This window comes from Mumia sp. zg.B17, assembly GCF_019550915.1.
GTDB lineage: Bacteria > Actinomycetota > Actinomycetes > Propionibacteriales > Nocardioidaceae > Mumia.
On sequence record NZ_JAHWCI010000001.1, the window covers coordinates 131,535 to 152,995 of the forward strand.

Annotated in this window: 20 protein-coding genes and 1 pseudogene; 12 read left to right on the plus strand and 9 right to left on the minus strand. The window is 70.4% G+C overall.

The genetic code is table 11. The annotated features are described in order from the left end of the window. Genes KV097_RS00665 through KV097_RS00675 form a run of 3 tightly spaced genes read right to left on the minus strand, consistent with a single transcriptional unit; the run spans position 1 to position 3,471 of the window. Positions 1-1,389 (minus strand): aldehyde dehydrogenase, encoded by a 1,389-nt coding sequence (locus tag KV097_RS00665; protein WP_220364809.1) that lies wholly within the window; start codon positions 1,387-1,389, stop codon positions 1-3. After that, on the minus strand, positions 1,386-2,123 hold the full coding sequence (locus tag KV097_RS00670) for a gamma-glutamyl-gamma-aminobutyrate hydrolase family protein (protein WP_220342287.1): 738 nt from the start codon (positions 2,121-2,123) through the stop codon (positions 1,386-1,388). Before KV097_RS00670 ends, KV097_RS00665 begins: the two co-directional genes overlap by 4 nt. Continuing rightward, the gene (locus tag KV097_RS00675) at positions 2,104-3,471 is read right to left on the minus strand and encodes a glutamine synthetase family protein (protein WP_220342286.1); all 1,368 of its coding nucleotides are present in this window, start codon (positions 3,469-3,471) and stop codon (positions 2,104-2,106) included. Before KV097_RS00675 ends, KV097_RS00670 begins: the two co-directional genes overlap by 20 nt. A gap of 179 nt (positions 3,472-3,650) precedes the next feature. Here KV097_RS00675 and KV097_RS00680 point away from each other — a divergent pair, with 179 nt between their 5' ends. Then, positions 3,651-5,180 (plus strand): amino acid permease, encoded by a 1,530-nt coding sequence (locus KV097_RS00680; protein ID WP_220342285.1) that lies wholly within the window; start codon positions 3,651-3,653, stop codon positions 5,178-5,180. 30 nt (positions 5,181-5,210) lie between these two features. Here KV097_RS00680 and KV097_RS00685 read toward each other — a convergent pair whose 3' ends face one another. Genes KV097_RS00685 through KV097_RS00695 form a run of 3 tightly spaced genes read right to left on the minus strand, consistent with a single transcriptional unit; the run spans position 5,211 to position 8,994 of the window. Further along, positions 5,211-6,179 (minus strand): NADPH:quinone oxidoreductase family protein, encoded by a 969-nt coding sequence (locus KV097_RS00685; protein ID WP_220364810.1) that lies wholly within the window; start codon positions 6,177-6,179, stop codon positions 5,211-5,213. Between the two features lie 32 nt (positions 6,180-6,211). Next, positions 6,212-7,507 (minus strand): cytochrome P450, encoded by a 1,296-nt coding sequence (locus tag KV097_RS00690; protein ID WP_220364811.1) that lies wholly within the window; start codon positions 7,505-7,507, stop codon positions 6,212-6,214. Continuing rightward, positions 7,504-8,994 (minus strand): NAD(P)/FAD-dependent oxidoreductase, encoded by a 1,491-nt coding sequence (locus KV097_RS00695; protein WP_220364812.1) that lies wholly within the window; start codon positions 8,992-8,994, stop codon positions 7,504-7,506. The genes KV097_RS00690 and KV097_RS00695 overlap by 4 nt, the downstream gene beginning before the upstream one ends. A gap of 74 nt (positions 8,995-9,068) precedes the next feature. Here KV097_RS00695 and KV097_RS00700 point away from each other — a divergent pair, with 74 nt between their 5' ends. After that, on the plus strand, positions 9,069-9,662 hold the full coding sequence (locus KV097_RS00700) for a TetR/AcrR family transcriptional regulator (protein WP_220364813.1): 594 nt from the start codon (positions 9,069-9,071) through the stop codon (positions 9,660-9,662). A gap of 34 nt (positions 9,663-9,696) precedes the next feature. Here the strand turns inward: KV097_RS00700 and KV097_RS00705 are convergent, their stop codons facing one another. Further along, a complete protein-coding gene (locus KV097_RS00705) occupies positions 9,697-10,332 on the minus strand; it encodes a maleylpyruvate isomerase N-terminal domain-containing protein (protein ID WP_220364814.1) in 636 nt (211 codons plus the stop codon). Positions 10,333-10,481: 149 nt separating this feature from the next. Between KV097_RS00705 and KV097_RS00710 the strand changes: the two genes are divergently transcribed. From KV097_RS00710 to KV097_RS18960, 3 genes and pseudogenes are all read left to right on the plus strand, one after another. Then, positions 10,482-11,072 (plus strand): bifunctional 2-polyprenyl-6-hydroxyphenol methylase/3-demethylubiquinol 3-O-methyltransferase UbiG, encoded by a 591-nt coding sequence (locus KV097_RS00710; protein WP_220364815.1) that lies wholly within the window; start codon positions 10,482-10,484, stop codon positions 11,070-11,072. After that, on the plus strand, positions 11,069-11,731 hold the full coding sequence (locus KV097_RS19565; RefSeq protein WP_220364816.1) for a (2Fe-2S)-binding protein: 663 nt from the start codon (positions 11,069-11,071) through the stop codon (positions 11,729-11,731). The genes KV097_RS00710 and KV097_RS19565 overlap by 4 nt, the downstream gene beginning before the upstream one ends. Continuing rightward, a pseudogene (locus KV097_RS18960) lies at positions 11,728-11,991 on the plus strand (DUF2809 domain-containing protein); the annotation flags it as partial. The gene KV097_RS19565 and the pseudogene KV097_RS18960, both read left to right, overlap by 4 nt. 44 nt (positions 11,992-12,035) lie before the next feature. Here KV097_RS18960 and KV097_RS00720 read toward each other — a convergent pair. Continuing rightward, on the minus strand, positions 12,036-12,548 hold the full coding sequence (locus tag KV097_RS00720) for a GNAT family N-acetyltransferase (protein WP_220364817.1): 513 nt from the start codon (positions 12,546-12,548) through the stop codon (positions 12,036-12,038). A 103-nt stretch (positions 12,549-12,651) separates the two neighbouring features. On the opposite strand from KV097_RS00720, the gene KV097_RS00725 reads away from it, so the two are divergent. Together KV097_RS00725 and KV097_RS00730 are read left to right on the plus strand one after the other, a co-directional pair. After that, positions 12,652-14,316, plus strand: a complete 1,665-nt coding sequence (locus KV097_RS00725) for a DUF885 domain-containing protein (RefSeq protein ID WP_220364818.1) — start codon at positions 12,652-12,654, stop codon at positions 14,314-14,316. 34 nt (positions 14,317-14,350) lie between these two features. Continuing rightward, a complete protein-coding gene (locus KV097_RS00730) occupies positions 14,351-15,271 on the plus strand; it encodes a GNAT family N-acetyltransferase (RefSeq protein ID WP_220364819.1) in 921 nt (306 codons plus the stop codon). On the opposite strand, the gene KV097_RS00735 is transcribed toward KV097_RS00730, so the two are convergent. Beyond that, on the minus strand, positions 15,263-16,255 hold the full coding sequence (locus KV097_RS00735; protein WP_220364820.1) for a BadF/BadG/BcrA/BcrD ATPase family protein: 993 nt from the start codon (positions 16,253-16,255) through the stop codon (positions 15,263-15,265). The genes KV097_RS00730 and KV097_RS00735 overlap by 9 nt on opposite strands. Before the next feature lie 114 nt (positions 16,256-16,369). Between KV097_RS00735 and KV097_RS00740 the strand changes: the two genes are divergently transcribed. The 5 genes from KV097_RS00740 to KV097_RS00760 are packed head-to-tail and all read left to right on the plus strand — an operon-like array spanning position 16,370 to position 21,435. Continuing rightward, positions 16,370-17,347 carry a MurR/RpiR family transcriptional regulator gene (locus KV097_RS00740; RefSeq protein WP_220342273.1) on the plus strand — a complete coding sequence of 326 codons (978 nt, stop codon included), beginning with the start codon at positions 16,370-16,372 and terminating at the stop codon, positions 17,345-17,347. After that, on the plus strand, positions 17,340-18,095 hold the full coding sequence (locus KV097_RS00745; RefSeq protein ID WP_220364821.1) for a sugar isomerase domain-containing protein: 756 nt from the start codon (positions 17,340-17,342) through the stop codon (positions 18,093-18,095). Before KV097_RS00740 ends, KV097_RS00745 begins: the two co-directional genes overlap by 8 nt. A gap of 30 nt (positions 18,096-18,125) precedes the next feature. Then, on the plus strand, positions 18,126-19,544 hold the full coding sequence (gene ngcE / locus KV097_RS00750; protein WP_220342271.1) for an N-acetylglucosamine/diacetylchitobiose ABC transporter substrate-binding protein: 1,419 nt from the start codon (positions 18,126-18,128) through the stop codon (positions 19,542-19,544). After that, positions 19,541-20,533, plus strand: coding sequence for a carbohydrate ABC transporter permease (locus tag KV097_RS00755; RefSeq protein WP_220342270.1), 993 nt, complete (start codon positions 19,541-19,543; stop codon positions 20,531-20,533). Before ngcE ends, KV097_RS00755 begins: the two co-directional genes overlap by 4 nt. Next, complete coding sequence (locus KV097_RS00760; protein WP_220342269.1) at positions 20,530-21,435, plus strand: carbohydrate ABC transporter permease; 906 nt, start codon at positions 20,530-20,532, stop codon at positions 21,433-21,435. The genes KV097_RS00755 and KV097_RS00760 overlap by 4 nt, the downstream gene beginning before the upstream one ends. Positions 21,436-21,461 lie beyond the last annotated feature (26 nt).

Genomic DNA, 21,461 nt, shown 5'->3' on the forward strand with positions numbered 1-21,461 from the left:
TCATGCGGACTCCTCCGGTGCTGGGCCGTCGGCGACGGCGATGAAGACGTTCTTGGTCTCCGTGAACGCGAACGGGGCGTCCGGACCCAGCTCGCGTCCGATCCCCGACTGCTTGAAGCCGCCGAACGGGGTGGTGTAGCGGACCGAGGCGTGCGAGTTGACCGAGAGGTTGCCGGCCTCGACCGCCCGGGCGACCCGTACGCCGCGCGAGAGGTCGCGGGTCCAGAGGGACCCCGACAGGCCGTACGCGGTGGCGTTCGCGAGCGTGATCGCGTCGGCCTCGTCGCGGAACCGTTGCACGGTGACGACCGGACCGAAGATCTCCTCGACGACGGTGGGGTCGGTGCGCGACTCAGGTGTGAGCACCGTCGGGGCGAACCAGTTGCCCGGCCCGTCCGGCGCCGAGCCGCGGAAGGCGACCGGCGCGTCGTCGGGGACGTACGAGGCGACCTTCTCCCAGTGCGGCCGCGACACCAGCGGACCCATCTCGGTCTCCTCGTCGGCAGGATCACCGACGCGGACCGCGGCGACCGCGGGCTCGAGCAGCTCCATGAACCGGTCGTACGCCGACTCCTCGACGAGGATCCGGCTCCGGGCGCAGCAGTCCTGGCCGGCATTGTCGAACACGCCGTACGGGGCGGTGGCCGCGGCGCGTTCGAGATCGGCGTCGGCGAAGACGATGTTGGCGCTCTTGCCGCCGAGCTCCAGCATCACGGCGGTCACGGTCGGCGCGGCGGCGGCCATCACGCGGGCACCCGTCACGGTGGAGCCGGTGAAGACCACCTTGCCGACGCCGGGGTGGGTCACGAGGCGCTCGCCGACGACCGCGCCCGAGCCGGGCAGCACCTGCAGGAGCCCGTCGGGGAGCCCCGACTCGGTCGCGAGCTCACCGAGCCGGATCGTCGTGAGTGGTGTCCACTCCGCCGGCTTGACGAGCACCGCGTTGCCGGCCGCGAGCGCCGGTGCGAACCCCCACGACGCGATCGTCATCGGGAAGTTCCACGGGGTGATCACGGCGACGACACCGATCGGGTCGGCGAAGGTCAGGTCGATGCCGCCGGCGACCGGGATCTGACGCCCGAAGAGCCGCTCGGGCGCGGCGGCATAGTAGGTGAGGACGTCGGCGACGTGCCCCGCCTCCCAGCGTGCCTGTCCGACGGGGTGGCCGCTGTTGGCGACCTCGAGGGCGGCCAGCTCGGTGACGTGGGCGCGTACGACGGTGGCGAACGCACGGAGCCCGTCGGCCCGTGCGGCGGGCGCGAGGCGCGACCACGTCCGCTGCGCCGAGCGGGCGCGAGCGACGGCAGCGTCGACCGCCTCAGCGTCCACCAGCTCGACGGTGGCGAGGACCGAGCCGTCGGCGGGGTTGTGGACCTCGGTGGTGGTCATGTGCGCACGCCGCTCCGGTCGGCGGCCGCGCCGACCAGCGCCGCGAACAGCCGAAGGTCGTCGAGCGTCTCCTCGGGGTGCCACTGGACGGCGACCACGAACGTCGCCGCCGGCATCTCGACGGCTTCCACCGTGCCGTCGTCGGCCCGGGCGGCGGCGACGAGACCGTCACCGAGCCGGTCGAGGCCCTGATGGTGGTAGCACTGGCCGTCGACGGCGTCGCCGACGATGGTCGCCAGCCTCGTGCCTGCCACGACCGTCGCGGAGGTCGTCGAGAAGGTCGCGTCGCCGAGCTGGTGGCGCGGGTGCCCGACGACGTCGGGGAGGTGCTGGTGCAGCGTGCCCCCGAGGGCCACGTTGAGCACCTGCGCGCCTCGGCAGATGCCGAGCACGGGAAGGTCGCGGGCGAGCGCGCCGTCGAGCAGCGCGCGCTCCCACGCGTCGCGGTCGTGCCGGGGCTCGTCGGTGAGCGGGTGCGGCCGCTGTCCGTACGACGCGGGGTCGAGGTCCTTGCCGCCGGTGAGGACGAGCCCGTCGAGGCGGTCGAGCATCTGCTCGGCGCCCTCGGGCGGCTGGGGCGGGAGGAGGGCGGCGACTCCGCCGGCAGCCGTCACACCGTCGACGTAGATCCGAGGGAGGAACGACGCCTGCACGTCCCACACGCCGGTGACCGACTGCTCGAGATAGGTGGTGAGGCCGATGACGGGTCGGACCTCAGAGCCGCTCAAAGCCACGCACCCGCTCCCAGTCGGTGACGGCGGCGTCGAACGCCGTCTGCTCGACCCGCGCGTTGTTGAGGTAGTGGTCGACGACGTCGTCGCCGAACGCGTCGCGCGCCACCTTGGACTCGGCCAGCAGCGCCGCCGCCTCGCGCAGCGTGGTCGGGAGGTGCTCGGCCTCGCTGGTGTAGGCGTTGCCGGTGAGGGGGTCCGCCAGCTCGAGGCCGGCGTCCATGCCGTGGAGGCCACCGGCGATCAGCGCCGCCACGGCGAGGTAGGGGTTGACGTCACCGCCCGGCGCCCGGCACTCCATGCGCATCCCGTGCCCGTGGCCGACCACGCGGAGCGCGCAGGTTCGGTTGTCCAGCCCCCAGGCGACCGCGGTGGGCGCAAAGCTGCCTTCGGCGAAGCGCTTGTAGGAGTTGATGTGGGGCGCGTAGAACATCGTCAGCTCGCGCATCGTCGCGAGCTGACCGGCGAGGAAGTGACGGAACGTCTCCGACATCCCCTCCGGACCGCTGTCGTCGGCGAAGACCGCCGTGCCGTCGTCTCCGCGCAGCGAGAGGTGGATGTGGCACGAGTTGCCCTCGCGCTCGTCGAACTTCGCCATGAAGGTGAGGCTCTTGCCGTGCTGATCGGCGATCTCCTTGGCGCCGTTCTTGTAGATCGTGTGGTTGTCGCAGGTGGTGAGCGCGTCGGCGTAGCGGAAGGCGATCTCCTGCTGGCCGAGGTTGCACTCACCCTTGACGCCCTCCGAGTACATCCCCGCCCCGTCCATGCCGCGACGGATGTCCTGCAGCAGCGGCTCCATCCGGGTCGAGGCGTGCATCGCGTAGTCGACGTTGTAGTCGCTGGCGCGAGCGAGGTCGCGGTAGCCCTTGGCCCACGCGTCGCGGTAGCCGGTGTCGAAGACCATGAACTCGAGCTCGGTGCCGGCGTACGGGACGAGGCCCCGCTCGGCGAGTCGGGCGATCTGCTCCTGGAGGACGGCGCGTGGTGACGGTGCGACGGCGCCGCGGCTGTGGTCCTCGAGGTCCGCGATGACCAGTGCGGTCGAGGCGAGCCACGGGACGCGCCGGAGCGTGGGGAGGTCCGGACGCATCACCATGTCGCCGTAGCCGGTCTCCCAGCTCGACATCGCGTAGCCGTCGACCGTGTTCATGTCGACGTCGACAGCGAGCAGGTAGTTGCAGCACTCGGCGCCGTGCTCGGCGACCTCCTCGAGGAAGAGTCGTGCCGACACCCGTTTGCCGGTGAGCCGTCCCTGCATGTCACCGAACGCGACGATCACCGTGTCGATGTCACCGGTGCGGACGTCGTTGCGCAGCTCCTCCAGCGTCAGGTTTCCCGACGACACACCCATGGTCTCCTCCTCGGCCCGGCGTCTGCTCAGTCAATCACGCCCGGCCGACCATTGGGACCCGTCAAATGCTGCGATCTCGTGATGCTCGACCAGAATTTGGCCAGCCAAAGGTATGTCCAATCGACCATTGACGGGTCTAACCTCGGTCCAAGCAACGGCCCTCCCGACAGGAGACAGCGATGTCCGGTGACAAGCTCTCGGCGTCGGGAGCGACCTACTCCCACGCCCAGGACGGCTACTTCGAGAAGCGTCAGCTCAAGCGCTCGGCCGGCTTCTGGGGGTTGTGGGGCATCGGTGTGGGCGCCGTGGTCTCCGGCGACTTCTCGGGCTGGAACTTCGGCCTCGACGCCGCAGGGTGGGGCGGGCTGCTCGTCGCCAGCATCATCATCGTCGTCATGTACTTCGGGATGCTGTTCTCGATCGGCGAGATGTCGGCCGCGATGCCGCACACCGGGGGCGCCTACTCGTTCTCCCGGGCGGCGATGGGTCCGTGGGGCGGCTTCGTCACCGGGCTGGCGGAGACCATCGAGTACGTCTTCACCACCGGCGTGATCGTGCTCTTCTCGGCCGGCTACGCCAACGCGATCACCGCCGAGCTGATCGGGCTCGACCTGAGCGACACCATGTGGGTCTGGTGGATCTTCCTCTATGCCGTGTTCATCGCGCTCAACTCGGTCGGCGCGGAGATCTCGTTCAGGTTCGCGATCGTGGTCTCGATCATCTCCATCGGTGTCCTCGTCCTGTTCGCCGTCCTCGCGTTCGCCAACGGGGCGGTCGACGTCGGCAACCTCCTCGACATCGCACCGGAGGACGGCAACTCCGACTTCCTGCCGTTCGGCTGGGAGGGCGTCCTCTATGCGTTGCCGTTCGCGATGTGGTTCTTCCTGGGGATCGAGGAGCTGCCGCTGGCGGCGGAGGAGGCCCACGACCCGCAGAAGGACATCCCCCGCGCTGGGATCGGGGGCCTGGTGACGCTCGTCGCGACCGGCGGCCTGGTGCTCTTCCTCAACCCGGCCGTCACCGGGTCGGAAGCGATCCGCGACTCCGACGAGCCGCTGCTCGACGGCTTCCGCGCGTTCCTGTCGGCCGACCTGGCCGCGCTCTTGTCGGCGTTCGCGCTGATCGGCCTGCTGGCGAGCCTGCAGGGCATCATGTTCGCCTACGGCCGCAACATGTTCTCCCTGTCGCGGGCCGGCTACTACCCCAAGTTCCTCTCGCTCACCGGCTCACGTCAGACGCCGTGGGTGGCGCTGGTCGCCGGTGCCGTCATCGGCCTGGTGGCGCTCTTCGTCGTCGACCTCGTGGGCGACGCCGCCGGCGACATCGTGCTCAACATCGCCGTCTGGGGCGCGGTGCTCGCCTACTTCCTCCAGATGGTCGCGTTCCTGCTGCTGCGGCGGAAGTTCCCCAACGCCGTACGCCCGTACGTCAGCCCGGTCGGGCGGACCGGCGCAATCGTCGCCGCCGTGATCGCCGCGGTGACGTTCGTGGGCGTGCTGCTCAACCCGGACTACCGTCCGGCCGTCGTCGCCATCGTCGTCATCTACGTCGTGATGCTGGCGATCTTCGCGGTCTGGGGACGCCACCGCCTCGTCCTCTCGCCGGAGGAGGAGTACGCGGTGACCGGCGGCCTCCACGGCTACGACCCGGCGAGCGAGGGACTCGGAGGGACCATCGAGGACGAGATCCTCAAGGGCCGCACCGAGTGACCCCGCTCGCGGACTAGATGGAGCCGTCTGTCACGGGACGAGGACGACCTTGCCGAGCGCCTCGCGCGCGTCGATCATCTCGAGGGCGCGGGCCGCGTCCTCGAGCGAGAAGCGCCCGCCGATCGGGGGCGCGAGGGCGCCGGACTCGAGGTGCGGCACGAGCTCCTGCCACTGCGCAGCGACGTAGCCGGGGCGCTTCATCACGTACGCCCCCCATCCGACGCCGCGGATGTCGATGTTGTTGAGGAGAAGCCGGTTGACCTTCACCTCAGGGATGTCGCCGGCGGTGAAGCCGATGACGAGGAGGCGGCCGTCGTCCTTGAGGCTGCGCAGGGAGTCGGTGAAGCGGTCGCCGCCGACCGGGTCGATGACGAGGTCCACGCCGTGCCCGCCGGTCAGGTCCTTCACCGCCTCTTTGAAGCCGTCGGCCAGCACGTACGAGTCTGCCCCCGCGGCCACGGCGACCTCCCCCTTGGCATCGGTGGAGGTGACCGCGATGACCTGGCCGGCGCCGTACGCCTTCGCGACCTGGATCGATGCCGTCCCGACGCCGCCGGCCGCGCCCTGCACCAGGACGGACTCGCCGTTGCGCAGGTGCCCGCGCTTGAGCAGCGCGAAGTGCGCGGTGAGGTAGTTGAGCGGGACGCCCGCTCCCTCCTCGTACGAGACGTTGTCCGGGAGGTGGAACGTCATGTCGACGCCGGACACCGCTCGCTCGGCGAAGCCGCCGAGCATCGGGAAGGCGGCGACGCGGTCACCGGTGGAGAAGCCCGAGCCGGACGGTGCCGACACGACTTCCCCGGCGACCTCCGAGCCTGGCACGAAGGGGAGCGGGGGCTTGAGCTGGTAGAGGCCGCGGGTCTGGAGGACCTCGGGGAAGGACACGCCCGACGCCTTGACGTCGATGACGATCTGCTCCGGACCCGGCTCGGGAGCGTCGATGTCGACGACCTCGACGGCGGAGGGGCCTTCCAGGGATGTGATCTGCACTGCACGCATGACCGGAGCCTACCTAAGCGGGCGCTTAGTCGTCAGGAGGAGCGGGCGTGGAGGGTGACGACGGCACCGTGCTCGGGGACGTGGGTGATGTTGCGGACCACGGAGACCTCCTCCGCGTCCACGCTCACGCGGTAGCGCGTCAGGATCTCCTTGAGCACCGCCGTCCCTTCCATCAGCGAGAAGCCGGCTCCGAGGCAGCGTCGCACGCCGCCCCCGAACGGGATCCACGTGCCGGGCGCGATGTCGTCGTCGAGGAACCGGCGCGGCCGGAAGCGTGCAGGCTCGGGGAAGCTGGCGTAGGTGAAGTGGGCGCCCGCGATCGACGGCGAGACGACCGTGCCGGCCGGCAGGTCCCACGGCCCGACCCGCTGCGGTGTGGTCAGACGCCGGGCCACCGAGTCGATCACGGGGTGCCGCCGCATCGCTTCTTTGAGGCAGGCCTCCACGAACGCGTCGTCACCGGTGTCGGCGGCGCGGAGCGCCTCCTCCTGGACGTCGGGGTTGGCGCCCAGCTCGTACAGCGTCCACGAGAGCGCCGACGCGGTCGTCTCGTGGCCGGCGAGGAGGAGGGTGACGAGCTGGTCTCGCAGCTCGGCGTCGGTGAGGGGTGCCAGGTCTCCCTCGACGCCGACCTGGAGGAGGCGCGACAGCACGTCGGTGCGCGCATCGAGGTCCGACACCTGACGGCGCGCGGCGATCTCGGCGTACAGGATGCGGTCGACCGCCGCCTGGTTGTCGAAGTAGCGCTTCCAAGGCCCGAGTGACCTCAGCCTCGGGAAGATCCAGCCGACGAACATCGTCGGTCCGATCTCGACCATCCGGCGGATGCGGGGGCGCAGGGCGCCGAGCGTCTTCTCGTCGGTGACGCCGAAGACCACCTGGAGGATCACCTCGAGCGTGAGGGCGTTCATGCGCTCGTGGGTCACGAGGCGCTCGCCGTCGTGCCAGCGGTCGACCTCCTCCTTGGCGAGCGACTCGACGAGACCGCGGTAGCCCCGCAGGGACGCGCCGTTGAAGGCCGGCATGAGGAGCTTGCGGGCGCGCATGTGCTCGGCCTCGTCGGTGAGCAGGACCGAGTGCTCGCCCATCACCGGACGCAGCACCTGGTTTCCCTCGCCGGCATGGAAGTCGCGGGGGTCGCCGGCGAAGACCTGCTTGATGTGCTCCGGAGCGCTGATCGTCGCGATCGTACGAGGGCCGGGATGGATGCGGATCGTGTACGCCGGCCCGTAGCGCCGTACGAGCATCCGCATGAACGGCGTCCGGAACCCGAGGAAGGCCACCGTCTGGACCGAGGCCGGCCAGCGCGGGCCGGGGGGCAGGCTCATGCCGCGACCGGCTCGTCTCGGCGCGCCCGCGCGAACACGTAGTCCTGCTCGCGGACCGTCCGGGTCTCCCACCAGTACTGGAAGGTGAACTTCGGCCAGATCGTGCGGTTGTTGCCCTGGGAGTCGAGATACCAGCTGGTGCAGCCGCCCTGGGTCCAGATGCCCTTCGTGACTCGGGCCTGGATGTCGGCGTTGTACGCGTCCTGCGCGAGCCGGGTCGGCTCCATGGCGTCGGCCCGCAGCCTGTCCATCGTGCTGAGGGAGCGAACGATGTACTTCGCCTGCTGCTCGATCATGAACACCACGGAGTTGTGACCGAGGGCCGTGTTGGGGCCGAGCATCAGGAACAGGTTGGGGAAGTTGTTGACGTTGATGCCGAGGTAGGTCTCCACGCCACCCTCGGCGAACTGGTCCGACAGCTGTACGCCGCCGCGTCCGCGGATGTCGAGGTGGTCGTAGGCGTCGACGACGTGGAAGCCGGTGCCGTAGACGATCACGTCGGCCTCGTGCAGCGTGCCCGCGAGGTCGACGACACCCTCCGGCACGATCCGGGCGATGCCGGTCGTCTCGAGCGTGACGTCGTCGCGGTTGAAGGTCCGGTAGTAGTCGTTCGACTGGAGGACGCGCTTGCATCCCAGCCGGTAGTCGGGGGTGAGCTTCTCTCGCAGGGCCGGGTCCGGGACCTGCCGGGCGATGTGCGCCGCGACGACACGCTCGGCGATCCGCAAGATGGCGGGCACGTGTCCGTTGAACGTGATCGCGCGGGACTCCAGCGCCCAGTAGAGCGCGTCGCGGTAGGCGCGGTTCGCGCCCGGGACCTTCTGCAGGAACGCCTGCTTGCGCGGGCTGATCGGCTTGTCGCGCTTGGGCAGCACCCACGGAGCGGTGCGCTGGAACAGGGTGAGGTGCGAGGCCTGCTCGGCGATGATGGGCACGAACTGGACGGCGCTCGCCCCGGTGCCGATCACGGCGATCCGCTTGCCACGGAGGTCGAGGTCGTGGTCCCACTCGGCGGAGTGGAAGCGTGCACCGGCGAAGGACTCGGCACCGTCGATGTACGGCACGTTGGGGATGTGGAGCCCGCCCATGCCGGAGACGAGGACGCGCGCGTCGTACACGTCGCCGTCGGCGGTGTGGATCTGCCAGCGGCGGCGGTCGTCGTCCCAGTGCGCTCCGACGACCTCCTTGCCGAAGTGGATGCGCTTGCGGATGCCGCGCTCGTCGGCGACCTTGCGCATGTAGTCCCAGATCTCGGCCTGGCCGGAGAACGACTTCGACCAGCGCGGGTTGAGCTCGTACGAGAACGAGTACATGTGGCTCGGGACGTCGCACTCGCACCCCGGGTAGGTGTTGTCGCGCCAGGTGCCCCCGACCTCGTCGGCCTTCTCGAGGATCACGAAGTCGTCGCGACCGGCCTCCTCGAGCTTCATGGCCATGCCCATACCGGAGAAGCCGGAGCCGACGATGACGATATCTTGGGTGATCACGACTCAGATACTAATGGTATCCGAGAGGGATGCAACACTCTTGATGTCACATTCTTTCCCGGCAGGAGAGGTCGATGCCCACACGAGCAGAACGCCAGGCGCAGACGCGTGAGGCACTGGTCGGCACCGCACGATCCCTCTTCCTCCACGACGGCTTCGCCGCCACGAGCCTCGACCGGGTTGCCGTCGAGGCCGGGTTCTCCAAGGGCGCGGTCTACTCGAACTTCAAGAGCAAGGAGGAGCTCGGGCTCGCCGTCCTCGACGAGATCCACCGCGAGATGGTGGCCGAGGTCGTCGAGGCACTCAGCATCGCCACGGCGTACGAGGACGCGCTGCACGCCCTCGAGGGATGGCTGAAGGTGCGTCTCGGACAACCGCGCTGGACGGCGCTCGAGGTCGAGTTCGCGGCGGTCGTGCGGACCAGCCCGTTCGTCGCCACCGAGCTCGCGACCCGGCACCGGCAGATCCGCGCCGCCATCGCCTCGCTGCTCGTGGAGCTCCAGCACCGCACCGGGATGCGCCTCGCGCTGCCGGCCGACCAGGTCGCGCTCGTCCTCCTGAGCCTCGGCATCGGCCTCGGCGCGCAGCGGTCGCTCGACCCGGGCCTGGACGTGCATGCGTTCACCGCCACGATCCGCTCGCTGCTGCTCCCCCCGGACGCGGACTGAGGTCAACCACCCAGCGCCGCGACGACCGCCGAGCTCAGAACGCGCTGACCGTGTCCGGCATCCGCTCGCGGCGCGTGAGAGCGCTGATGATCGCGGCCTGGCCGTGCCGCTCGGTCGCGAGCTCGGCCAGCAGGTGGAGGACGGGCAGGTAGAGGTCGTCGGGGAACGGCGGCGTCGGCACGTCGATGCTCCGAGCGAGGTCGTCGGCGTGCACGACGATCTCGACCATCCGCGTGAGCAGGAAGTCGGGGCGCCGCAGACTCCAGCCCTGCCACGGGATCGCGACGACCTCCGCCGCGCCGCCGTCCCGCAACAGCCGGCCTACGGCGCTGACGGTGTCGCTGCACCGGTCCCGCATCGCTGCGAACCCCTGCGACGCCTCGTCCGCGTCGGTGCTCCGGTCGTGCGCCGGATCGCTGAGATCCGTCGTGCGCACCCAGGCGGCGCGCCGGTAGTGCTCACCGGCGTCGCGCAGCGGAGCGTCTGGTGAGTCCATCACGAGGACCTCGGCGGCACGCGCACTCTGCCTCCCGAGGTGGCAGGCCAGCATCCCGACCGTCATCTCGGGCAGCGCGCTCCGCGCGTCCCAACGGCTCGCGACCTCGGGCCGCGTCACGAGGTCGAGGGCGAGGTGCGCTGCGGTCACGAAGGCGTCGTCGCAGGAGTCCATGCGACGCGATCCTAGGCGGGACTGCACGGGGACGACCTCCGACGCGGGCACGTCCGTGGTGACGACGGGACTGCGGCGCGCCACCCGCCCTCGCGCTCGTCACACCGGGCGGGGTGGGGTGACGGCGGACACGGCGGCAGGATGAGGGCATGACCTCGACGCCACGCTGGTTCACCGACACCTCCGACGGGCACTCCCAGTGGTACATCGATCGCTTCCGCACCATGGAGCGCGAGGGTGTGGATCTCGGCGGTGAGGCCCGTCTCGTGAACGCGCTGGTCCCGCCGGGTGCTCGGATCCTGGACGCCGGCTGCGGTCCTGGGCGGATCGCGGCGCGTCTGCACACCGCCGGCCACGACGTGGTGGGCGTCGACGTCGACCCCGCACTCATCGCGGCCGCAGAGGAGGACCATCCCGGTCCGGACTGGCGGGTCGCCGACCTCGCCACGCTGGACCTCACCGGCGACCCGTTCGACCTCGCCGTGTGCGCGGGCAACGTGATGATCTTCCTCGCCCCCGGGTCGGAGCGCGCCGTGCTCGAACGCCTGCGGGTGCACGTCCGCCCCGGTGGCCGGATCGTGCTCGGCTTCCGGACCGACCGGCCGTACGGGCCTGCGGACCTGGACGTCGACGTCGCTGCGGTCGGCCTCGTCGTCGAGCAACGGTTCGCGACGTGGGACCTCGTGCCGTACGACGACGACGCCGACTTCGCCGTCACGCTCCTGCGCGTCCCCGAGTGACGGGGGACGATTGGCGTCCGGCGCTGGCCTCGCTCGGGCCGTACTTCTCGCTCGACCCGGCACCCGCCGACCCTGCCGCCGCGGGATGGCGTCCGTTCGAGGATCTGCTGCAGCCGGGGCCGCTGGAGGAGCGGACCGCATACACCCGCGCGTCCCTGGCCGGGCTCGCCGGTGGTGAGGTCGAGGAGCGGGTGGCGGCATCGACGGTGTCGCTCGGGCTGTTCTCCCGGCTGCTGTCCCCGGTCGTCGGCGCGGCGGCACTCGGGGTGGCGGCCCCGCCGCTGGCGCTGGACACGGTGTGGTGGCGGCCGTTCGAGACGGGACCCTGGCCGCTTGCGGTCGAGCGCGCCGGCCAGCCGGGGGGACTCGACGAGGCCCTCTCCTTCCTCGTGGACCGCTTCGCCACCGGCTTCGGACTCTCACGCATGATCCTGTGGGGCAACGTGTCCTCCGCGCTGTTCGGAGCGGTCGCGGGCCTGCGGGCGAGCCGGCCCGACCTCGTGCCCGCGGCCACCGCGTTCGCCCTCGCCACGCTCGGCCGACCTCCGTACGCCGGCACCGGCGACGTCGTCCGCGGCACCTTTGTCCGGCGGTCGTGCTGCCTCTACTACCGCGTGCCGGGCGGCGGCTACTGCGGCGACTGCGTCCTGACGCGATGAGCTCCCGCATTGCGATCTCGGTCGCCGTCCTCGGTGTGGTCGCGGCCGGACTGGCCGCGCGGGCCGTCGCGCCCGCACCGCTTGCCGGGCCGCTCGGGGACACGCTCTACGCGACCGTCGTCGTCCTGGTCGTCGTGGCTGTCCGGCCGCGGACGTCGCCTCTCGTGGCGACGCTCGTCGGCTTCGCGGTGTGCGTCGCCGTCGAGCTCTTCCAGCTCACCGGCGTGCCGGCGGCGATGGCCGAACGCGTGCCCGCGGCACGTCTCGTGCTGGGGACGACGTTCTGGGCACCGGATCTGCTGTGTTACGCCGTCGGCGCGGCGCTGGGTGGCGTGCTCTGTGCGACCTGCTTCTCGTACCGGCGGCACGGCACGGGGAACCGGCCCCCGGCGACCTCTGCCTCGTACGTGAAGCCGCCGGCGTCGACCCACCCGGACCGCTCGTAGAAGCGTCGCGCCCGCAGGTTGCCGGGGGCAACCGCGAGCCACGAGCGGGTGTGACCGGCTGCGGCGACCTGCCGCTCGGCCTCCGCGAGCAGCACAGGGGCGACGGCGCGGCCCCGGTACGCGCGGTCGACGTAGACCTGCTCGACCTCGTCACCGGCCACGATCACGAACCCCGCCACCGTGTCGTCGACCACGGCGACCGTCATGTCGGCGATCCGGGCGAGCGTGCGCTCCTCGAACGACGCCGGGGTCCGTGCGGCCACCAGCGCGTCGGGGACCTGGCCGAGATGGCCGTCGCCCCAACCCTCGTGCCAGATCATCGCCAGCGTCGACGCGTCCTCCACGCGTGCGGGACGCAGCTGCGGACTCATGCTGGTCAGGCTAGGGGTGCCGCGTGTCCGGCGGCGCCGACCTGGCGACGTTGCGCCGGGCCACCCGCACGGCCCCGCACGGGGCGGTAGGTACGTTCGTTCCATGAGTTCTTCCATCTCTCGGACCGCAACACCGATGGACCAGCTCGCCGACTCATGGTTGGACGAGCTCCTCGGTCTCAACCCCGAGCTCCACGTCGAGCTGGGCCGACCCGGTCGCGAAGGCGACTACACCGATCTCTCGCCGGAGGGGGCCGAGGCCCACGTCGATGCGGTGCGCCGCACGCTCGCGCAGGTCCGTACGACGGAAGTGCGCGACGCGACCGACGAGATCACCCGCGACGAGCTCGTCCGCACCCTCGAGCTCGAGGTCGAGCGTCACGACGCCGGGGAGTGGCAGCGCAACCTCAACGTCATCGCCTCCCCCGCGCAGGCCGTCCGCGAGATCTTCGACCTGATGCCGACGGCGACCGAGGCTGACTGGGACCACGTCGCCAAGCGCCTCGCGAACGTCCCCGCGGCGATCGACGGCTACATCGCCTCCCTCCGTGCCGGCATCGCGGCGGGCACCATGCCGGCCGTACGGCAGGCGTGGGCGGTCGCCGAGCAGGCGCGCGGCCACGCGGCGCCGGACGGCTACTTCGCGCGCCTGGTCGAATCGTCGACCGCGCCCGACTCGCTGACGGGCGACCTGGAGCGCGGCGCGCGTGCCGCGGCGGAGGCGTACGCCGGGCTCGCCCGGTTCCTCGACGACGAGCTGGCCCCGGCGGCGCCGACCGCCGACGGCGTAGGACGCGAGCGGTACACCCTCGCCTCCCGCGGCTTCATCGGCGTCGAGGTCGACCTCGAGGAGACCTACGCCTGGGGGGTCGAGGAGCTCGCCCGGATGGTGGCCGAGCAGGAGGCGCTCGCCGACCGGATCCTTCCCGGGGCGAGCGTCATCGAGGCCGTCGCCCACCTCGAGTCCGACACGGACAGACGGCTGAAGGGCACCGACGCCCTCCAGGCCTGGATGCAGACGACCAGCGACCGCGCCGTCGCCGAGCTCGGTGCCACCCACTTCGACATCCCCGAGCCGCTGCGCCGCCTCGAGTGCTGCCTCGCTCCGACGCACGACGGCGGCATCTACTACACCGGCCCGACCGAGGACTTCACACGGCCGGGGCGGATGTGGTGGGCGGTGCCCGAGGGCGTCACCGAGTTCGACGCCTGGCGCGAGCTGACGACCGTCTACCACGAGGGCGTCCCCGGCCATCACCTCCAGGTGGGTCTCGCGACCTACAACAGCGCCGAGCTGAACGGCTGGCGGCGTCTGAACTGGAACAGCGGGCACGGCGAGGGGTGGGCGCTCTACGCCGAGCGGCTGATGGCCGACCTCGGCTATCTCGACGACCCGGCGGACCGGTTCGGGATGCTCGACGGTCAGCGGATGCGCGCGGCGCGGGTCGTCGTCGACATCGGCGTCCACCTCGGCCTGCCGAAGCCCGACAGGAGCGGACGGTGGACCGGCGACGACGCGCTCCCGTTCATGCTCGAGCACGTCAACATGGACGAGGCGTTCGTCCGCTTCGAGGTCGACCGCTATCTGGGCTGGCCGGGGCAGGCGCCGTCCTACAAGGTCGGTCAGCGTCTCTGGGAGCAGCTCCGCGAGGCCTGGGTCGATCAACACGGCGGACCCGGCGCGGCCGACCTCAAGGAGTTCCACTCGAGGGCGCTCGCGATGGGCAGCGTCGGCCTCGGGACGCTGCGCCGCGCTCTCCTCGGCTGACGGCCCGCAGCCCCAGCGCCTAGGGTCGGCGTCCATGACGACCACCGTCCGCCCCGCGGCCGCCGACGACCGCACCGCCGTCCTCGACCTGCTGCGCGCAGGCCTCCCCGACGACGCGGGCGACGACACCGGCGGTCTGGAGCACCTCCTGTGGGGAGCCCTCGACGACCAGCGTCTGGCGTTCGTCGCCGAGCGCGGCGGTGAGGTCGTCGGGGGAGCCTTCGGCAGTGTCGCCGAACACGACGGGACGGTCCGTGCGTACGTGACGGTGGTCGTCGTGGGGGAGGGGCACCGGCGCTCCGGGGTGGGTCGCCTGCTCATGACCGCGCTCGAGGAGGCTGCGGCCGCGCGTGGCGCGACCGGCATCCAGGCGGGCGGGAGCGCCCCCGCGTACTGGTGGCCGGGCGTCGACACCGCGGACGAGGGCACGACCGCGTTCTTCGCCGCGTGCGGCTACGAGCCGCCAGACGGGCCACCGGCGACCAACCTGGAGGTCGATCTCGCCACCCACGTCGACCTCGTCCGTGCGGCCACCCCTGCGTCGGTCCCGCTGCGTCGGCTGAGGCTCGAGGAGTGGCCGGCGTTCGAGGCGTGGATGCGCGAGACCTGGGGCGAGACGTGGGCGGCAGAGGCGGGGGCGGCGCTGCTGCGGCAGCCCGTCAGCTGCTTCGTGGCGGTCGAGGACGGCGCCTACCTCGGCTTCGCCGCGTACGACACCAACCGCGCCGGGTGGTTCGGGCCGATGGGCTCCTCGCCCGCGGCGCGGGGCAGGGGCGTCGGGTCCGCACTCCTGCGTGCGTGCCTGTCGGACTACGTCGACGCCGGACGCACCTCGTGCGAGATCGCCTGGGTGGGGCCGGTCGACTTCTACGCCCGGACGGTCGGCGCCGTGCCGGGGCGCACGTTCCTCGCGCTCCGCAAGCCGCTGGACGCGGGCAGCGACGCGTCAGCGTAACGCGGCAAGGCTGCTGACCAGGCGCCCGAACACCTCACCGTCGACCACGGTGCCGCCGTCGCGGAGGGCGAGGACGGCCGCACCCGCGGTGCCGTCCTCGACCAGGTGGGCGGCGCCCGTACGACCGCGCGCGCGCCATGTCTTCTCGACCGCGGTCGAGACCTCCTCCTGCCGGAGCAGCACGCTGCCACCGAGGACGAGCGGACCGTCGACGTCCGGGACGACCGCGGCGGTGATGGTCCTCGCGAGGGCGCCGACAGCCTCGTCCACGATCTGCCGGGCGATCGGGTCCCGGGGATAGGCGAAGGCCAGCGGGGCGAACTGGGCGAGCCGCACCGGTCGCATCGCGTACACGACGTCGACGAGCTGCTGGAGCGCAGGTGCGCGCGGGACGGTCCTGGTCGTCTCCGTCGGGGTGAGGTCGAGCATCCCGAGCAGCGCCGGCGTCATCGGGGTCGAGGGGCCGCGGCCGTCGACGTCGGCGACGACCGCGCGGGCGACCGCGTGGCCGATCCAGAACCCGGACCCCGAGTCACCGAGCAACCACCCCATGCCGTCGACAGCACGCTCGACCTGTCCACCTCTGACGCGGATCGCGGCGGCGCCGGTGCCGGCGACCATCGCGTAGCCGTCGAGGTCGGGGGTCCCTGCGCAGAACATCGCCAGGAGGTCGGCGCGGAGGGCGAACGGTGCGACCACTCCGCAGGCCCCGAGCGCGTCCCCGATCGCGTCGTTGCTCGGGTCGGCGGGAGGCAGGTGGGTCGCCGCCCCGGCCATCGCGATCGTCACCGACGAGACCGAGGACGCCGCGACACCGGCGGTGCCCAGAGCCCCGCCGACCGCCTCCGCCAGGGACTCAGCGGCCGCGGCGCGGCCGGACGAGACAGGGTTGCCGCCGCCGGACCGGCCATAGCCCAGGGACCGTCCGGACATGTCCACCACGACGGCGCGCGTGGAGGTTCCTCCGGCATCGACAGCGAGCACGACAGACATCGTTATCGATCCGAAACCGCATGTGACATTGACCACACACGCCTGGTGGGAATAGTTTTCAACCGATTTCCAAGTCTCTGAGATGGATTTTCACGGAGAGCAGGCATGGACGCTCGCACAGACACCGCGCCAGGGATGCCGAGCGCGCTCGGGGTGGCCGAGCGGATCCAGGCTAGACGCCCGCAGATGTCGAGCGCCATGGCAAAGATCGCCGCGCTCCTCCTCGAGCAGCCCACCGCGCCGCTCGAGCTCTCCATCACCGAGCTCGCTGCCCGCGCCGGCACCTCGCCCGCGACAGTCACCAGGTTCTGCCGGCTGATCGGCTACTCCGGCTACGTGCCGCTGCGGGTGGGGGTGGCGGCCGACGTGGGACGAGGCGACGTCCAAGCCTCGTGGCACACCGACATCGGGCGGGCGTTCGACCCCGAGGACTCCTCCCACGACATCCTCCACTCCCTCCTGCACGCGCACACCCGCTCGGTCCAGGCGACCGCCAGCTCGGTGGACCTCCCCCAGATCGATCGCATCGCCACCGCGATCGCGGGCTGCCAGCACCTCGACATCTACGGGATCGGTGGCAGCGGGCTGATGGCCGACGAGCTGCAGTCGCGCCTCTACCGGATCGGGATCAACGTCCACGCCTGGTCCGAGGTGCACGCGGGCCTGGCGAGCGCCTCGATCCAGGACGAGCACAGCGTCGCCATCGGGATCTCCAACACCGGACGCACCCTCGAGACCATCCAGATGCTTGCCCAGGCGCACTCGTCGGGCGCGTACGCGGTCGCCCTCACCAACAACCCCGACTCCCCGCTGGCCAGCGTCGCCCACGAGCACGTCGTCGCCGCGGCCCCGGAGGAGTATCTCCAGCCCGATGACCTCTCCGCCAAGCACTCGCAGCTCTTCCTCCTCGACCTGATCTACCTGCTCGTCGCCCAGCAGGACTTCGCGCGGACGACGACCAAGCTCGCAGCCTCCGCGATGGCGGTGCTCCCGCACCGCCGGTCCATCAGGTCCCGAGCCGCCCGATCTGCCCGATCCGCCCGCCCGACCTCCGACAGCACCGGAAGCGAGACGCATGTCTGACACCTCCCAGCAGTTCCTGCACGAGACCACGAGCCGGCTCGAGCAGCTCGCGAGGCTGGCCGACGACGGCGGGCTGGACCCGGCGATCGAGCTGATCACGACCGCGCTCCAGGCCGGCGGGATCGTGCAGGCCTTCGGCACCGGCCACTCGCAGGCGTTCGCGATGGAGATCGCCGGCCGTGCCGGTGGCCTGATCCCCACGGCCAACCTCGCCCTGCGTGACGTCGCCCTGTTCGGCAGCCAGGACGTCTCGGTCCTGAGCGACCCGAAGCTCGAGCGTGACCCGTCGGTCGTCGAGGAGCTGTGGGAGATCACGAAGGCACATCCGAACGACGTCTTCGTCATCGCCTCCAACTCCGGCGTCAACGGGTCGATCGTCGGCCTCGCCCTGCTGGCCAAGGAGCACGGCAACCCTGTCATCGCGGTGACGAGCATCGAGCACACCTCACGCGTCACCCCCAAGCACCCGAGCGGCAAGCGCCTCAGCGAGGTCGCCGACGTCGTGATCGACAACCTCGCCCCGTACGGAGACACCACACTGACGCTCGACGGCGACATCGGCGTCGGCGCGGTCTCGTCCCTGACCGCCGCGTTCATCGCGCAGCTGCTGACGATCGGCGTCTCCGAGCGCCTCGCGGCAGCCGGCTCGGTGCCGCCCATCTACCTCTCCGCCAACATCCCCGGCGGCGACGACCACAACCACCAGCTCGAGGACCAGTACGGCGACCGGCTCCGGCGCCATGCCTGACACCACACCACCACAGGGAAGGCACTCCAGATGAGTATCGAGAAGAAGACGGTCGACCGGCGCACCCTGCTACGGGGCGCGTTGGCCGCGGCGGCGGTGCTGCCGCTGAGCAGCGCGCTGGCCGCCTGCGCCGGGAGCAGCAACGACTCCGACAACGACAGCTCCACCAAGGGCGGCAAGAAGAGCGAGGACAACCCGTTCGGGATGGCCGCCGACTCGACCACCGACGCGGTGATCTTCGACGGCGGCTACGGCACCGACTACGTCGCCTTCGCGGCGACGATCATGCAGAAGAACCACAAGGGATCGACGGTCAAGGTCTCGCCGACCACCGAGATCTCCCAGGAGCTGCAGCCGCGCTTCGTCGCCGGCGACCCGCCCGACCTGATCGACAACTCCGGCGAGAACTCGATCGGCTTCGCCACGATCCTCGACCAGGTGGAGGACCTCTCCGACGTCCTGGACGCGGAGAACCTCGAGGGGACGAAGATCCGGGACACCCTGTACGAGGGCATCGAGGCGCCCGGCACGTTCGACGGCAAGTTCGCCGCGCTCAACTACGTGATGACGGTGTACGCCGTCTGGTACTCCTCGAGCCTGTTCGAGAAGAACGGGTGGACGCCTCCGAAGACGTGGGACGAGGCCATCGCGCTCGGCGCGGAGGCGAAGAAGGCCGGCAAGTACCTCTTCCTGTGGGGCAAGGAGGCGGCGACCTACTACCAGACGATGGCGATCGGGTCGGCGATCAAGCAGGGCGGCGACGAGGTCCGGCTGGCGCTGGAGAACCTCGAGGCCAACTGCTGGTCGAAGCCGGCGGTGCAGGCGGTCTTCGAGGCCATGGGCACGATCGTGGACCGCGGCTACATGAAGCCCGGCGGTGCGGGCACGCAGTTCACGGCCGCCCAGGCGCAGTGGAGCAACAACCAGGACGCGCTGCTCTACCCGTCCGGGTCCTGGATCGAGAACGAGATGAAGGACCAGACGAAGGCCGGCTTCGACATGAAGGGCTTCCCCGAGATGGTCGTCGACGACAGCTCGGCGATGCCGTGGGAGGCCTTGCACGCTGCGGCAGGTGAGCCGTTCCAGGTGCCGTCGAAGGGCAAGAACGTCCCCGGCGGCAAGGAGCTGTTGCGGACGATGCTCTCGAAGGAGGCGGCGACCAACTTCGCCAAGACCAAGCTGGCGCCGACCATCGTCAAGGACACCGTTCCCGCCGACGGCTTCGGGTCGACCGCCCTCGTGTCTCAGACCGACATGCTCAAGGCGGCGGGCCCGAACGTCTTCACCTGGACGTTCGTCGACCTCTACGGCACCAACGTCGACCAGCTCGTCGTCTGGAACAGCTTCCTCGCGGGCAAGTCGAGCGTGAAGGAGCTGACCTCGCGTCTGCAGGACATCACGGACAAGGTCCGTGAGGACGACTCGATCAAGAAGATCCCCGTCACGTGATCGAGTCCCCTCTGGTCCCCATCGCGGACACCGAGAAGCCGCGCAAGAAGAAGCGGCGGCCCTGGACGTTCGACCGCATCAGCTTCGTGCTGGTGTTCCTCGTGCTGCCGCTCGCGATCTTCTCGGTGTTCGTGGTGTGGCCCTTCGTACAGGCGTTCTGGTACTCCCTGACCGACTGGTCCGGCTTCACGCCCGACATGAACTTCATCGGCCTGGAGAACTACCAGAAGCTGCTCGACGACGACATCTTCATGACGTCGCTGCGCAACAACGTCTACCTGGCGATCGTCGTACCGTTCGTGACCGTCGTGCTGGCGTTCGCACTGGCCACGATGATCACGGTCGGCGGCTCGTCGTACGGAGCAACCCGGGGCCTGAGGGGGTCCAGCTTCTACCGCGTCATCTCGTTCTTCCCGTACACGATCCCGGCGATCGTCATCGGGCTCATCTGGCTGCAGATGTTCGACCCGTCCAACGGGTTGCTCAACGGTGTGCTGACCGGGATCGGGCTGGACGGGTTCGCCTCGTACCCCTGGCTCGGTGACGCGCGTACGGCGATGCCCGCGTCGATGTTCGTCATCATCTGGGGCTTCGTCGGGTTCTACATGGTGCTGTTCGTCGCGGCGATCAAGAGCGTGCCCGGCGAGCTGTACGACGCCGCCCGGATCGACGGCGCGGGTCGCCTGCGTACGGCGTTGTCGGTGACGCTGCCCCTGATCCGGGACAACGTCCAGACGGCGTACATCTATCTAGGCATCCTCGCGCTCGACGCCTTCGTCTACATGGCGGCGCTCAACCCGGGCGGTGGCCCGGAGAACTCGACGCTGGTCATGCCGCAGCGACTGCTTCTCACCGCGTTCGAGAAGGGTCAGTTCGGGCTCGCGAGCGCGATGGGTGTGGTCATGGCGATCGCGACCCTCGTCTTCGCGGCGCTCGTCTTCACCGTGAACCGCCTCGCGGGCGGCCGACAGGAAGGGGTACGGCGATGACGACGAGCACCGAGCCGTCACGACAGGAGTCCGTGCGAGAGGTCGCCGCCCCGGCGGGCGGCGCGCCCGGCCGCAAGGCCGATCGCGCGGTCTCGTCGCTCGCCCACATCGTGCTGGGCTTCTGGGCGTTGCTGGTCATCGTCCCGCTGCTGTGGACGCTGCTCTCGTCGTTCAAGACCAGCAACGAGATCTTCTCCTCCCCGTTCTCCTGGCCCGCGACCTGGAGCTTCGACAACTACGTCTCGGCCTGGACGTCGGAGGGCATCGGCCGCTACTTCCTCAACACCGTCGTGGTGGTCGGCACGGCACTGGTGCTCGTCATGCTGCTCGGGTCGATGTGCGCCTACGTGCTCGCGCGCTACACCTTCCCCGGCAACCGCCTGATCTACTACATGATGCTGGCCGGGCTGACGTTCCCGGTGTTCCTGGCGATCGTGCCGCTGTTCTTCGTGCTCAAGGGCTTCGGTGTCCTCAACACGCTGCCGGGGCTGATCATCACCTACGTCGCCTTCGCCCTCCCGTTCACCGTCTTCTTCCTCTACCCGTTCTTCCGGGTGCTGCCCGAGGAGATCGCCGAGGCGGCGGAGATCGACGGTGCGGGGGAGTGGCGGAAGTTCTTCCAGGTCATGCTCCCGATGGCCAAGCCGGGCATCGCGTCGGTGGCGATCTTCAACTTCCTCGGGCTGTGGAACCAGTTCTTGCTGCCGGTCGCGCTCAACACCAACCGGGACAACTACGTCCTGTCGCAGGGGATGGCGGCGTTCGCCTCGCGGGCGGGCTACAACACCGACTACGGCCGGCTGTTCGCGGCGGTGGTGATCACCATCGTCCCGGTGCTGATCGTGTACGTGATCTTCCAGCGCCAGCTCCAGGGGTCGGTGTCCCAGGGGGCAAGCAAGTAGCGGCTTCGTCGTCCGCCGGACCGGCG

Coding starts and splice junctions, on each gene's coding strand:
- KV097_RS00665 (WP_220364809.1), bottom strand. CDS start 1,389: ATGACCACCACCGAGGTCCACAACCCCGCCGACGGCTCGGTCCTCGCC.
- KV097_RS00675 (WP_220342286.1), bottom strand. CDS start 3,471: ATGGGTGTGTCGTCGGGAAACCTGACGCTGGAGGAGCTGCGCAACGAC.
- KV097_RS00680 (WP_220342285.1), top strand. CDS start 3,651: ATGTCCGGTGACAAGCTCTCGGCGTCGGGAGCGACCTACTCCCACGCC.
- KV097_RS00685 (WP_220364810.1), bottom strand. CDS start 6,179: ATGCGTGCAGTGCAGATCACATCCCTGGAAGGCCCCTCCGCCGTCGAG.
- KV097_RS00690 (WP_220364811.1), bottom strand. CDS start 7,507: ATGAGCCTGCCCCCCGGCCCGCGCTGGCCGGCCTCGGTCCAGACGGTG.
- KV097_RS00700 (WP_220364813.1), top strand. CDS start 9,069: ATGCCCACACGAGCAGAACGCCAGGCGCAGACGCGTGAGGCACTGGTC.
- KV097_RS00705 (WP_220364814.1), bottom strand. CDS start 10,332: ATGGACTCCTGCGACGACGCCTTCGTGACCGCAGCGCACCTCGCCCTC.
- KV097_RS00710 (WP_220364815.1), top strand. CDS start 10,482: ATGACCTCGACGCCACGCTGGTTCACCGACACCTCCGACGGGCACTCC.
- KV097_RS00720 (WP_220364817.1), bottom strand. CDS start 12,548: ATGAGTCCGCAGCTGCGTCCCGCACGCGTGGAGGACGCGTCGACGCTG.
- KV097_RS00725 (WP_220364818.1), top strand. CDS start 12,652: ATGAGTTCTTCCATCTCTCGGACCGCAACACCGATGGACCAGCTCGCC.
- KV097_RS00730 (WP_220364819.1), top strand. CDS start 14,351: ATGACGACCACCGTCCGCCCCGCGGCCGCCGACGACCGCACCGCCGTC.
- KV097_RS00740 (WP_220342273.1), top strand. CDS start 16,370: ATGGACGCTCGCACAGACACCGCGCCAGGGATGCCGAGCGCGCTCGGG.
- KV097_RS00745 (WP_220364821.1), top strand. CDS start 17,340: ATGTCTGACACCTCCCAGCAGTTCCTGCACGAGACCACGAGCCGGCTC.
- ngcE (WP_220342271.1), top strand. CDS start 18,126: ATGAGTATCGAGAAGAAGACGGTCGACCGGCGCACCCTGCTACGGGGC.
- KV097_RS00760 (WP_220342269.1), top strand. CDS start 20,530: ATGACGACGAGCACCGAGCCGTCACGACAGGAGTCCGTGCGAGAGGTC.